10 protein-coding genes are annotated in these 12,641 nt (G+C 61.6%); all 10 read right to left on the bottom strand.

All coding sequences use genetic code 11. The annotated features are described in order from the left end of the window. Nucleotides 1-14: 14 nt before the first annotated feature. A complete protein-coding gene (locus AB6809_RS19500; protein ID WP_006050840.1) occupies nt 15-806 on the bottom strand; it encodes a ParA family protein in 792 nt (263 codons plus the stop codon). 65 nt (nt 807-871) lie between these two features. After that, nucleotides 872-1,567: a 16S rRNA (guanine(527)-N(7))-methyltransferase RsmG gene (gene rsmG, locus AB6809_RS19505; protein ID WP_371026996.1), complete on the bottom strand. Its 696-nt coding sequence runs from the start codon at nt 1,565-1,567 to the stop codon at nt 872-874. Further along, entirely contained in the window at nt 1,564-3,522 is a 1,959-nt protein-coding gene (mnmG, locus tag AB6809_RS19510; RefSeq protein WP_371026997.1) for a tRNA uridine-5-carboxymethylaminomethyl(34) synthesis enzyme MnmG, read from the bottom strand. The genes rsmG and mnmG overlap by 4 nt, the downstream gene beginning before the upstream one ends. A gap of 162 nt (nt 3,523-3,684) precedes the next feature. After that, the gene (locus AB6809_RS19515; RefSeq protein ID WP_006050837.1) at nt 3,685-4,437 is read right to left on the bottom strand and encodes an ABC transporter ATP-binding protein; all 753 of its coding nucleotides are present in this window, start codon (nt 4,435-4,437) and stop codon (nt 3,685-3,687) included. An 11-nt stretch (nt 4,438-4,448) separates the two neighbouring features. After that, nucleotides 4,449-6,233, bottom strand: coding sequence for an ATP-binding cassette domain-containing protein (locus tag AB6809_RS19520; protein WP_371026998.1), 1,785 nt, complete (start codon nt 6,231-6,233; stop codon nt 4,449-4,451). 4 nt (nt 6,234-6,237) lie between these two features. After that, nucleotides 6,238-7,293 carry a branched-chain amino acid ABC transporter permease gene (locus tag AB6809_RS19525; protein WP_006050835.1) on the bottom strand — a complete coding sequence of 352 codons (1,056 nt, stop codon included), beginning with the start codon at nt 7,291-7,293 and terminating at the stop codon, nt 6,238-6,240. Nucleotides 7,294-7,457: 164 nt separating this feature from the next. Next, nucleotides 7,458-8,630: an ABC transporter substrate-binding protein gene (locus tag AB6809_RS19530; protein ID WP_006050834.1), complete on the bottom strand. Its 1,173-nt coding sequence runs from the start codon at nt 8,628-8,630 to the stop codon at nt 7,458-7,460. 387 nt (nt 8,631-9,017) lie between these two features. Then, nucleotides 9,018-10,184, bottom strand: coding sequence for an ABC transporter substrate-binding protein (locus tag AB6809_RS19535; protein WP_006050833.1), 1,167 nt, complete (start codon nt 10,182-10,184; stop codon nt 9,018-9,020). A gap of 524 nt (nt 10,185-10,708) precedes the next feature. After that, nucleotides 10,709-11,680, bottom strand: coding sequence for a branched-chain amino acid ABC transporter permease (locus AB6809_RS19540; protein WP_006050832.1), 972 nt, complete (start codon nt 11,678-11,680; stop codon nt 10,709-10,711). After that, nucleotides 11,680-12,564, bottom strand: a complete 885-nt coding sequence (locus AB6809_RS19545; protein WP_006050831.1) for a branched-chain amino acid ABC transporter permease — start codon at nt 12,562-12,564, stop codon at nt 11,680-11,682. The genes AB6809_RS19540 and AB6809_RS19545 overlap by 1 nt, the downstream gene beginning before the upstream one ends. Between the last annotated feature and the right edge of the window lie 77 nt (nt 12,565-12,641).

Here is a 12,641-nt window from a genome sequence, read left to right on the forward strand (position 1 = left end):
CTTCCTCGATCCGCTTAGGATGCCTGGGGCGCGTCATTCAGTGCGCGCACCCGTTCAATCATTTCCGCGCCGAACTGCACATACGCTTGCGCGCCACGCGACGCCCTGTCGAATACCACGCCCGGCAATCCATAACTCGGCGCTTCGGCGAGACGCACGTTGCGCGGGATCACCGCGTCGAACACCTTGTCGCCGAAATGCTCTTTCAATTGATCGGAAACTTGCTGCTGCAATGTGATGCGCGGGTCGAACATGACGCGCAACAAACCGATCACCTTGAGGTCCCGGTTTAGATTCGCGTGCACCTGTTTGATGGTGTTGACCAGATCGGACAGCCCTTCGAGCGCGAAGTACTCGCACTGCATCGGAATCACCACGCCATGCGCGGCGCACAGGCCATTGAGTGTCAGCAGCGACAAGGCCGGCGGACAGTCGATCAGGATAAAGTCGTACTCGCCTTCGACTGCGGCAAGCGCGGCCTTCAATTGGCGCTCACGGTTCTGCACGCTGACCAACTCGACTTCGGCGCCGGCTAGTTCACGATTGGCGGGCAGCACGTCGTAATCGACGGCTTCCGGGCGCATGCGCGCATCAGCCACCGAGACGCCATCCACCAGCACTTCGTAGACGGTGTTCGCACACGCAGCCTTGTCGATGCCGCTACCCATCGTGGCATTGCCCTGCGGGTCCAGATCGATAAGAAGGACTCGCTGTCCCTGCGCTGCCAGGCTGGCCGCCAGATTGACTGTCGTCGTCGTCTTGCCGACGCCGCCTTTCTGGTTCGCAACGCAGAAGATTTTTGCCATCGTTGGAATGTCCCTTTTGCTGCCTGAAGATGTAGTTACGTGGTCAAACTGAAGAGCGGCGAATGTCACTTCGAGGCCTGACGGGCTTCGTCGACGAGAACAGTGACCAGATGGCGCTCGGCGTCGAGAAACGGCACCTGGAGCCGCACCGTTTGCTCCACGTGGGCGCCTGCCGGCAAGCGCTCGATCTCGCCGTCCGGGCGCACGCCCTTCATCGCCAGGATCGCGCCGTGCTTCGCGACGAGATGACGGGCCAGTGTAACGAAATCGGCGAGCTCTGCGAATGCTCGCGAGACGATTACGTCGAACTTTGCCGGCACTTCGGCGCCAGGTTGCAAGGTCTCGACGCGCCCCGTCACCACTGACAGATTGGTGAGTCCCAACTCGGCCTTTGCCTGAGCCTGAAAAGCCGTTTTCTTATGAACGATGTCGTTCACGGTGACGCTGCAATCCGGGAGGACGATCGCCAGCACGATCCCCGGCAAGCCACCGCCGGAACCCACGTCGAGCACTGAGCGCGGATTGCGCAGCGCCAGATGCGGCACGATGGAAAGCGAGTCGAGAATGTGCTGAATCAGCATCTGTCGCGGATCGCGGATCGCCGTCAGGTTATAGACGGCGTTCCATTTACCCAGCAAAGCGACGTAGTCGAGTAGCTTGCCAAGTTGAGCGTCGTTCAGGTCGAGACCGAGTTCACGTGTGCCGTCCGTGAGTAGCTGCGCCAACGCTTGCCGGTCGCTGCCCTTCTGCTTCGACGTCATTGCGCCACCGGCGAGCTGTCGGCGCCCGGCTCCGCGGGCTTCGCAGCACGGCGGCCGAGCCCACGCTTCAGGTGCACCATCAGCAACGAAATGGCTGCGGGCGTGATCCCCGAAATGCGCGATGCCTGACCGATAGTCTCGGGACGGAACTGCGTCAGCTTCTGGCGCGCTTCGAACGACAGCCCTCTTACTTCCGCGTAGTCCAAGCCTTCCGGCAAGCGCGTGCTCTCGTGCGCCTCGTTCCGTTCAATTTCATCGGCCTGACGGTCGATATAGCCCTGATACTTGATGCCGATTTCGATCTGTTCCTTGATCTGAGCGAGCAATACCTCGTCTTCCGCCAAGGTCTCGGGCGCGGCGCAAGCGCCATCCCGGAGCGCGCAAACGCCGTCATAGCTGACGCCGGGCCGACGCAGCAGATCCGCCAGACTGTATTCATGATCGATAGGCTTGCCGAGCAAGGCCGTCGCTTCATCCGCGGATAGCGTCTTCGGGTTCACCCACGTTGTCCGCAGCCGCTCTGTTTCACGTGAAACAGCGTCGCGCTTGCGGCTGAACGCGTCCCACCGGACGTCGTCGACCACGCCCAACTCGCGGCCGATTTCCGTCAGCCGCATGTCCGCGTTGTCCTCGCGCAAGCTCAACCGATACTCGGCGCGGCTCGTGAACATGCGATACGGCTCGGAGACGCCGCGCGTGACGAGATCGTCGACCAGCACACCGAGGTACGCCTGATCGCGACGCGGACACCACGCGTCCTTCCCTTGGACGAACAGACCAGCGTTGATGCCAGCCAGCAGCCCTTGAGCCGCAGCCTCCTCATAGCCAGTAGTGCCGTTGATCTGACCCGCGAAGAACAACCCGCTAATTACCTTAGTCTCCAGCGACGCCTTCAAGCCGCGCGGATCAAAATAATCGTACTCGATCGCGTAACCCGGTCGCAGGATGTGCGCGTGCTCTAGCCCGCGCATCGACCGCACGAGCTCAAGCTGCACATCGAATGGCAGGCTGGTCGAAATCCCGTTCGGGTAAAACTCGTTGGTCGTCAGCCCTTCCGGTTCCAGGAAAATCTGATGCGATTCCTTCGACGCGAAGCGGTGAATCTTGTCCTCAATGGACGGGCAGTATCGCGGCCCCACTCCTTCAATGACGCCCGTGTACATCGGCGAGCGATCCAATCCACCGCGGATGATGTCGTGCGTACGCTCGTTGGTATGCGTCACCCAGCACGGCACTTGCCGCGGATGCTGCTCGGCCCGACCCAGAAACGAAAATACTGGCACCGGATCGAGGTCGCCCGGTTGCTCTTCCAGTTGCGAGAAATCTATCGTGCGACCGTCAATCCGCGGCGGCGTCCCCGTTTTGAGACGTCCTTGCGGGAGCTTGAGCTCCTTCAAACGCGCCGACAGCGAGACGGCCGCCGGATCGCCCGCCCGGCCGCCCGTGTAATTGTTCAACCCAACGTGGATTTTGCCGTCGAGGAAAGTCCCCGCCGTGAGCACGACGGCGCGCGAGCGGAAGCGGATTCCCACCTGCGTAACCGCACCGACGACGCGATCCCCTTCGACCATCAGATCGTCGACAGCCTGCTGGAAAAGCCACAAGTTCGGCTGATTTTCCAGCCGATGACGGATCGCCTGCTTGTAAAGCAGTCGGTCGGCTTGGGCGCGCGTAGCGCGCACAGCCGGGCCCTTGGACGAGTTGAGAATGCGGAACTGGATTCCGCCCTCGTCCGTCGCGGCCGCCATGGCGCCGCCGAGCGCGTCGACTTCCTTGACCAGATGACCCTTGCCAATGCCGCCGATCGACGGATTGCAGCTCATCTGTCCAAGCGTTTCGATGTTGTGCGTGAGCAGCAAGGTTTTATTGCCCATGCGCGCGGAGGCCAAAGCGGCCTCGGTGCCGGCGTGGCCTCCACCGACAACGATTACGTCGAATTCTGTGGGAAAAAGCATCGCGGATCTCACGCCAGATCGTCGCGTGAGCCTTCAAAAGAAAAGTATTGGGCGAATTATAACGGGTTCGGTTTCGGCCCGAATTCGGCCGGATGGCCTAAGACAAAAAAAGCGGCGTGTTTCACGTGAAACACGCCGCTTAAGAACTCTCGAAAAGAACGCTCAGGCTGCCTTTTTGGCCAGCCCCAAATAAGTCTCGATGACCCGCGGATTCTGCGCCAACTCGGCCGCCGCGCCTTCCAGCGCAAGTTCGCCGGTTTCGAGCACATAGCCGTAGTCAGAAATTTGCAGCGCAGCGCGCGCGTTCTGCTCGATCAGAAGCGTCGCCACTCCCGTCTGGCGCAGCGCGCTGATGATGTGAAAAATCTCCTTCACGATCAACGGTGCAAGACCCAGACTCGGCTCATCCAGCATCAGCAAGTCCGGTTTACCCATCAGCGCGCGCCCTACGGCGAGCATCTGCCGCTCACCGCCGGACAACGTCCCTGCCGCCTGCTTGCGGCGCTCCTTCAGGCGCGGGAAGAGTTCAAAGACCGGTTCGATTTGATCCAGGAAGTTACGCTCGCCCGCCCGCTTGCGCCGGTAAGCGCCCAGAACGAGGTTGTCCTCGACGGTCATCGACGCGAAAAGCTCGCGCTTCTCCGGCACCAGACACATGCCGCGAGCCACGCGCTTCTCGACAGGCACCGCGCTGACGTCTTCGCCCTGGTAGACAACCGCACCCTTCGCGTGCCCGGTCGGCGGCAAGGCGCCCATGATCGCGTTCAGCAACGTCGACTTGCCCGCGCCGTTCGGCCCGATCACCGACACGATCTGGCCGGCCCGTACCTTGATCGCCGCGCCGTGCAGTGCCTCGACTTTGCCGTAGCGCACGGAAAGACCGTTCACATCGAGAATCGGTGCCGCTGCATTCATGTCGTTCTCCATTACTCCACCCCGCCGAGGTACGCCTCGAGCACAGCCGGGTCCTGCTGCACTTCCTGCGGCAGACCTTCGGCGATACGCGTGCCGAATTCCATCACGACTAGCCGGTCGGTCAGATTCATCACAAAGTCCATGTCGTGCTCGACCAGCAGCACGCTCATCCCTTCCGCCTTCAGCCGGCGAAGCAAGTCCGCCAACTGCAACTTTTCCTGATATCGCAAGCCGGCCGCCGGCTCGTCGAGCAGGAGCAATGTCGGATCGCAGCACAGTGCGCGCGCGATTTCGAGAATCCGTTGCTGCCCGAGCGCGAGACTTCCGGCTTCGTCGTACATGTGCTGCTCGAGTCCGACGCGCCGGATCTGACGAGCCGCCTCGGCCATCAGACGCGCTTCTTCGACGCCATTCAGCCGCACGACGCTTCGCCAGACACCCGCATGCCCCCGCAAATGCGCGCCAATTGCGACGTTCTCGAGCACAGTCATGCCCGGCAGCAGCTTGACGTGCTGAAACGTGCGGCCGATTCCCCGCTTGACGATTTCACGTGAACTGAGCGAATCGATCCGCTCGCCGCGGAAGGTGATCTCGCCGCTCGTCGCTTGAAGCACGCCGGTCACCAGATTGAATGTGGTCGATTTGCCGGCGCCGTTCGGGCCGATCAAACCGATGATCTGCCCTGCTTTTACTTCAAAACTGACGTCGTTCACCGCGACGAGACCGCCGAACTGCTTGCGCGCCTTGTTCACCGTCAACAGGCTTTCGCCGGCCGTCGGCTTGCTGCGCTGCGGCAACGGATCCGCTTGATCCGGCAGATGCGCGCGCGGTCCACGCGGGAAGAAACGCGCGACGAAAGGCCAGACACCCTGCCGCGCGTATTGCAGCAACAGCACCATCAAAATGCCGAAGACGATTACCTCGAAATTGCCGTTCTCGCCGAGCAACTTGGGCAGCAGCGTTTGCAGGTAGTCCTGCAATACCGTGAGGATGGCCGCACCGAGCACCGCGCCCCACACATGCGACACACCGCCCACCACCGCCATGAACAGGAATTCGATGCCGTGATTCAGTCCGAACGGCGTCGGATTCACCGCCCGCTGCAAATGCGCGTACAGAAAACCGGACACGGAAGCCAGCACCGCCGCGTAGACGAAAATGACGACGCGCATCCACGCCGTATTCACGCCCATTGCTTCGGCCATCATGCCGCCGCCGCGCAGCGCGCGGATCGCCCGTCCAGGCCGGCTGTTAAGCAGGTTTTGAACAGAAACGACCGCGCCGAGCACAACAAGCCAGATCAGGTAATAGATATGGCGGCCAGACTCAAGGTCGATGCCGAACACGTTCAGCACCGGAATACCGTTGATGCCGTCGTACTTGCCCAGCATCTCCAGATTGCCGAACAGGTAAAACAGCGAGAGTCCCCATGCGATCGTGCCGAGCGGCAGAAAGTGGCCGGACAGGCGCATCGTCACGAGACCCAGGATCAGCGCGATCAACGCCGTCACCAACACGCCGGCGATTAGCGCGAGCCACGGCGAGACGCCGAAGCGCGTGGTCAGGTACGCCGTCGCATAGGCGCCGATGCCGACAAACGCCGCCTGCCCGAAACTCGTCATCCCGCCGATGCCCGTCAGCAGCACGAGCCCGATCGCCACGATCGAATAGAGGCCGATGTAGTTAAGCAGCGTCACCCAGTATTCGGGGACGTGAATCGGCCGCGGCAACACCGGCAACGCGAACAGCACGACGAGGAACAGCCAGAAGAACTTGTTTTTCATGATCCGTTTCATCGCGTCACTCCTCTTCCTCTTCGGCGTGCGGGCTGGCGAGACTGCGCCAGAGCAGCACGGGGATGATCAGCGTGAACACGATCACTTCCTTGTAGGCGCTCGCCCAGAACGACGAGTACGACTCCAGCAGACCGACGAGGATCGAGCCGGCCGCCGCCAGCGGATAGCTGACGAGCCCGCCGATAATCGCCCCCACGAAGCCCTTCAGACCGATGAGGAAGCCCGAGTCGTAGTAGATGGTGGTCAAGGGTGCGACCAGAATGCCGCACAGCGCGCCGAGGCCCGCTGCGAGCGTGAACGCGAGCCGCCCCGCTTGCGTCGTGCCGATGCCGACGAGCCGCGCGCCGAGCCGGTTCACGGATGTCGCGCGCAATGCCTTGCCGGAGATCGAGCGATCAAAGTACAGATACAGCGCGCCGATCAGCACGACCGCCGTGCCGACCACCCACAGGCTTTGCCCTGAAATCGACAGGCTGCCGAGGTTGAACGTCGCGTCCGAAAACGCGGTGGTGCGCGAGCCTTCCGCGCCGAACATCACGAGACCGAGGCCCACCATCGCGAAGTGCACCGCCACTGCCACGATCAGCAGCAACAGCGTGGTCGCCTCAGCGATCGGCTCATACGCGAGCCGGTAAACAAACGGTCCCATCGGAATCACGATCAGGAGCGTCAAGGCGATCTGCGCGATCATCGGCAGAGGGTGAAGGAAAACGCCTTGCGTCAGCGCATAAACCGCGACCGGAAACAGCAGATACTTGCCGACCAGTACGGCCAGCGTGCGCGCCGCATGCCGGCGCCGTTCCGCGTGCCGCACGAACCCCACTACTTCGACGACGAAGCATGCCGCGCCCATCGCCATCAGCAGCCAGCAGGTGGCCGGAAACTTTTGGGTTTGCAACGCGGCGAGCGTGAGCGCGCCATACGAAACAAACTCGCCCTGCGGGATGAAGATCACCCGCGTCACGGAGAACACCAGCACCAGCGCGAGCGCGAGCAACGCGTAAATGGCGCCCGTCGTAATGCCGTCCTGCGCGAGGATCGCCGCAATTGATAGATCCATACTTCCTCGTCCTGAAGCGTCGAAATCGAAACTGGAAAAAGACGACCGCCGCGCCGGAGCACGGCGCGGCGGCCGGTGCCATTGTCATCGAACAGAATGGCAGTGCGGCGTCATGTGCCGCACTTCACGAGAGGCGCGTACCGCTTTCTATGAGTCGCTTTGTATTAGTCGTTCTGCAGCTTCCACTTGCCGTCGACGATCTCGACGATCACGCGTGCGCGCTTGTCGAGGCCGTTGTGGTCAGTCGTGGTCGTGTTCATGATGCCGTGCGAGACCGGCAGTTCCTTGATGCTTTCCAGCGCGCCGCGCAGTGCCACGCGGAATGCTTCGGTGCCCGGTTGAGCCGTCTTCAACGCCTCAGGAATCGCACGTTGCAGCATCTGGCCGGCATCCCATGCATGACCGCCGAAGGTCGCGACCGAACCCGCGCCGTAGGCTTTCTCGTACGCCGCCTTATAGGCCAGCGACGACTTCTTCACCGGATTCGACTCCGGCAACTGATCGGCGACGAGGATCGGACCGGCCGGCAGAATTTCGCCTTCGCAGTCCTTGGCGCACACGCGCAGGAAGTCGTTATTCGCGACGCCGTGCGTCTGATAAATCTTGCCCTTGTAGCCGCGCTCCTTGAGCGTCTTGGCCGGCAGCGCGGCCGGCGTGCCGGAGCCTGCGATCAGGACCGCGTCGGGATTCGCACCCATCGTCTTGAGCACCTGGCCCGTCACCGAAGCGTCGGTCCGGTTGAAGCGCTCGTTCGTCACGATCTTCAGGTTGTGCGCAGCGGCTGCGGTTGTGAACACCTTGTTCCAGCTATCGCCGTAGGCATCCGCGAAGCCGATGAAGCCGACCGTCTTCACGCCGTGATGCTCCATGTACTCGGCGATGGCGTCGGCCATCAGGCTGTCGTTCTGCGGCGGTTTGAAGGCCCATGCGCGCTTCGCGTCCATCGGCGAGATGATCGCAGCGGAAGCCGCGAGCGAAATGACCGGCGTCTTGCCTTCGGATGCGGGATCGAGCATGGCCAGCGAATTCGGCGTGACGGTTGAGCCGATGATCGCGTCGACGTGATCTTCGTCGATCAGCTTGCGCGTGTTCTGCACGGCCTTGCCCGTATCGGACGCGTCATCGAGGATGATGTACTGCACCGTCTTGCCGCCGATCTCTTTCGGCAGCAACGCAATCGTGTTTTTCTCAGGAATCCCGAGCGATGCAGCCGGCCCCGTGGTCGACAGCGTCACGCCGATCTTCACCTGAGCGAACGCCGCGCCTGCACCGCACATCAATGCCATCGCGATGCCAGTCCGTACCCATTGCTTTGTCTTTGTCTTTGTCATTGCCATTGCAAGTCTCCAACGCTCCGAAGTGCGTATCTGTGATCCGACTCGTGGGTCGGGTGTCTGAATCTAGTTATAGGGTCCGGCTGTGCCAAGCATGGTTTTCCCTGCTCAACGAGATAGCCTTCGCCGCTTGTAGGTCACTCCCTGCTGCTGCGATTCCTGAAATGTCGTTTCCGAACTGGCGTGCACAAAACACTAACATGTTAGTAGTATTGCGTCGTGTCGCGCCGACGGTCAATAGACTGCAACCCAAATGCGGGTTTGTCCTGAAGCCGCACAACCACACTCGCGGCGTCGATACAGCGCTGCAAAAAGCAACCGAGGCAATAAAAAAGACGCGTCAACTGCACGCGTCTTTTTGTATGAGGTCGACTATTGCTTCGCCCTTGCTCAGTCGCCGGACAACTTCCACTTGCCGCCGACAATCTGCACCATCACGCGCGCCCGCTGATCGAGACCGGCATGGTCGTTCGCGCTCATGTTGAAGATGCCATGCGATGCAGGCAGGTCTTTCGTGCCTTCGAGCGCGGCGCGCAGCGCTTCGCGGAACGCCGGCGTGCCGGGCTGCCCTTTCTTCAGCGCGAGAGGAATCGCGCGTTGCAGCAGCAGACCCGCGTCCCATGCGTGACCGCCGAAAGTCGACACCGAGCCCGCGCCATATGCGCCTTCGTACGCGCGCTTGTAGGCGAGCGCGCTCTTCTTCACCGGATTCGAATCGGGCAGTTGCTCCGCGACGAGCAGCGGGCCAGCCGGCAGATATGTACCCTCGCAGTCCTTGCCGCACACGCGCAGGAAGTCGTTATTCGCGACGCCGTGCGTCTGGTAGTACTTGCCCTTGTAACCACGCTCCCTGAGCGTTTTCTGCGGCAGCGCCGCAGGCGTGCCCGCTCCCGCGATCAACACCGCGTCCGGGTTCTGCGACATGATCTTCAGCACCTGGCCCGTGACCGACGCGTCGTTGCGCGCGAAGCGTTCGTTCGCCACGACCTTGATCTTCGCGAGGTCGGCGGCCTTGCTGAATTCCTTGAACCAGCTTTCGCCGTAGCCGTCCGAGAAGCCGATGAACGCGACCGTCTTCACGCCCTGGTTGGACATGTGCTGCGCGATCGCGGTGGCCATCAGGATGTCGTTTTGCGGCGTCTTGAAGACCCACGCGCGCTTCGCGTCCATTGGCTCGACGATGCTTGCGGCAGCAGCCAGAGAGATAACGGGCGTGGTGTTTTCCGCGGCGACGTCCATCATGGCGAGCGAATTCGGCACGACGGTCGAGCCGATCATCGCGTCGACGTGATCTTCGCTCGTGAGCTTGCGGGCGTTCTTGACGGCTTGCGTGGAATCCGTCGCGTCGTCGAGCACGATGTAATCGATCTTCTGCCCGGCCACTTCCTTGGGCAGCAACGCGATGGTGTTTTTCTCCGGGATGCCGAGCGATGCGGCCGGGCCGGTTGCCGAGACAGTGACGCCGATTTTCACGTCCGCGAATACAGGGCCGCTCCATGCAGCCGAAACTCCGGTGGCGACCAATGCCGCGCTGATCCAACGCAATGCCGACTTCATCCCGCTCCTCTATGCCCCGTTAAAACAATTCAAATTAAATTCGTGAATTAAATCCCGACCCAGCGGTCGGTGAATGAGGAGTGTAGCGGAGGCGAGCCGCACGCCGCAAGCGTTTTGACGGGCTGTGGCGTGGCAAATGAGCGAATCGTCGGCGACATAAAACGGTCACCGAGTTAGCAAAAGATTTGAATGGCGCTATTTGGAAAACACAAAATAAAAAGCGCTGTTGGATATCAATCCAACAGCGCTTTCGTGTGGGCACTTAGTGCCTCATGTCTCCTCGTTCTCCACCTGCAAATTCGTGGTGCATCAGAACTGCATGAAGGTTAAACGAGCACCCCCCATGCCACAACTAGCAATTACCCTAGTGGTGCAGTGCGGCACTAAATTGGGGCGCGTTTAAGCGCCGTTGCCGCAGGATACGTGAATAAGGGCTCAAGCGGGATCGACCGGTCATACTGCAAAGCAGCGCAATTAGATCGGACGCCAAAGTAATTCGATGCACTGGAACCGGACTGCACCGCTCAGGCGCGCAACGGACGAACGCGCGCGATGATCTCGCCCACGATCCCGCGCCGGAACGCGAGCACGCAGGCGATAAAGATCACGCCCGTCACGATCGTCACCGATTCGCCCAACGAGCGGAACCATTCGACGCCAGTCGTCGAAGCGAGCGCGCTGCCGATGTCGCCCAGCCGATCTTCAAGAGCCACGATCAGCGCCGCGCCGAGCAGCGGCCCGAACAGCGTGCCCATGCCGCCGACGAGCGTCATCAGCACGACGAGGCCCGACATCGTCCAATACGCATCGCTCAAAGTTTCGAAGCCTTGCACCACGACCTTCAGCGACCCCGCGAGTCCCGCAAGCCCTGCCGAGAGAATGAAGGCCAGCAACTTGAAGCGGTCGGTATCGTAGCCGAGCGACACGGCGCGCGGCTCGTTTTCCTTGATCGCGACGAGCACCTGACCGAACGGCGAATGCACGATCCGCACGATCAGCAGGAACGCGAGCACCATGATCGCCAGCACGACGAAGTACAACGCGACATCGGACGAAAGATCCAGCACGCCGAAAAGCTTGCCGCGCGGCACGCCTTGCAGACCGTCCTCGCCATGTGTGAACGGCGCTTGCAGGAACACGAAGTAGACCATTTGCGCAAGCGCGAGCGTCACCATCGCAAAGTAAATGCCCTGGCGGCGAATCGCGAAGATGCCGACGACGAACCCAAGCAGCGTCGCGCAAGCAGTGCCGGCCAGCACGCCGAGCTCGGGCGAAAAGCCGAGCGTCTGCATCGCATAACCGGTGACGTAGCCTGCCGACGCGAGAAACATCGCGTGGCCGAACGACAGCAGCCCCGTGTATCCGATCAGCAGATTGAACGCGGCGGCGAAGAGCGCGAAGCACATCACCTTCATCACGAAGAGCGGATAGATGCCGAGCACGGGCACCGCGAGGAGCGCGAGCAGCAGCAGACCGTAGAGCAGTTTTCTCTGCATCATTTTTCCTTGCCGAAGAGACCCGCCGGGCGCACCAGCAACACGAGCGCCATGATGACGAACACCACGGTCGCCGACGCCTCCGGATAGAACACGCGCGTCAGTCCTTCGATCACGCCGAGCATGAGGCCCGTGAGAATCGAGCCCATGATGGAACCCATTCCGCCGATCACCACGACCGCGAACACGGTGATGATCATCGGCTGGCCCATCAGCGGCGACACCTGGATGACGGGCGCGGCGAGCACGCCGGCAAACGCGGCGAGCGCGACGCCGAAGCCGTAGGTGAGCGTGATCATCAGCGGCACGTTGATGCCGAACGCCTCAACGAGCTTGGGGTTCTCCGTGCCCGCGCGCAGATAGGCGCCAAGCCGTGTCTTCTCGATCACGAACCACGTCGCGAAGCAGACGATGAGCGACGCCACCACGACCCACGCGCGATAGTTCGGCAGGAACATGAAGCCGAGGTTGGTCGCGCCCGACAACGCCGATGGCACGTCATAGGGTTGACCGGACGAGCCGTAGATGGAGCGGAACACGCCTTCCACGACGAGCGTGAGCCCGAACGTGAGCAACAGCCCGTACAGATGATCGAGCTTGTACAGCCAGCGCAGCATCGAGCGTTCTATCAGCACGCCGAACAGGCCGACGAGCAGCGGCGCGATGATCAGCATCGGCCAGTACGGCACGCCGAAGTACGAAAAACCCATCCACGCGAGCATCGCGCCGAGCATGAACAACGCGCCGTGCGCGAAGTTGATCACGTTCAGCAGGCCGAAGATCACCGCAAGACCCAGACTCAGAATTGCGTAGAACGAGCCGTTCACGAGTCCGAGCAGCAACTGGCTCAGCATCGCGGGAAGCGGAATGCCAAAGATGTCCATTGAAGCCTTCACCTATCGTCAAGGCGAGATCGGTTGCGCACGATCGGGCCGGCACGCGAAGCGCGCATCACGCCGCC

This window comes from Paraburkholderia sp. RCC_158 (assembly GCF_041355255.1).
GTDB classification, from domain to species: Bacteria; Pseudomonadota; Gammaproteobacteria; order Burkholderiales; family Burkholderiaceae; genus Paraburkholderia; species Paraburkholderia graminis.

Bases quoted from the DNA above. Each gene is read 5' to 3' on its own strand.
- AB6809_RS19500 (WP_006050840.1), bottom strand. From the start codon at position 806: ATGGCAAAAATCTTCTGCGTTGCGAACCAGAAAGGCGGCGTCGGCAAG.
- AB6809_RS19540 (WP_006050832.1), bottom strand. From the start codon at position 11,680: ATGCAGAGAAAACTGCTCTACGGTCTGCTGCTGCTCGCGCTCCTCGCG.
- AB6809_RS19520 (WP_371026998.1), bottom strand. From the start codon at position 6,233: ATGAAACGGATCATGAAAAACAAGTTCTTCTGGCTGTTCCTCGTCGTG.
- rsmG (WP_371026996.1), bottom strand. From the start codon at position 1,567: ATGACGTCGAAGCAGAAGGGCAGCGACCGGCAAGCGTTGGCGCAGCTA.
- AB6809_RS19530 (WP_006050834.1), bottom strand. From the start codon at position 8,630: ATGGCAATGACAAAGACAAAGACAAAGCAATGGGTACGGACTGGCATC.
- AB6809_RS19545 (WP_006050831.1), bottom strand. From the start codon at position 12,564: ATGGACATCTTTGGCATTCCGCTTCCCGCGATGCTGAGCCAGTTGCTG.
- AB6809_RS19535 (WP_006050833.1), bottom strand. From the start codon at position 10,184: ATGAAGTCGGCATTGCGTTGGATCAGCGCGGCATTGGTCGCCACCGGA.
- mnmG (WP_371026997.1), bottom strand. From the start codon at position 3,522: ATGCTTTTTCCCACAGAATTCGACGTAATCGTTGTCGGTGGAGGCCAC.
- AB6809_RS19515 (WP_006050837.1), bottom strand. From the start codon at position 4,437: ATGAATGCAGCGGCACCGATTCTCGATGTGAACGGTCTTTCCGTGCGC.
- AB6809_RS19525 (WP_006050835.1), bottom strand. From the start codon at position 7,293: ATGGATCTATCAATTGCGGCGATCCTCGCGCAGGACGGCATTACGACG.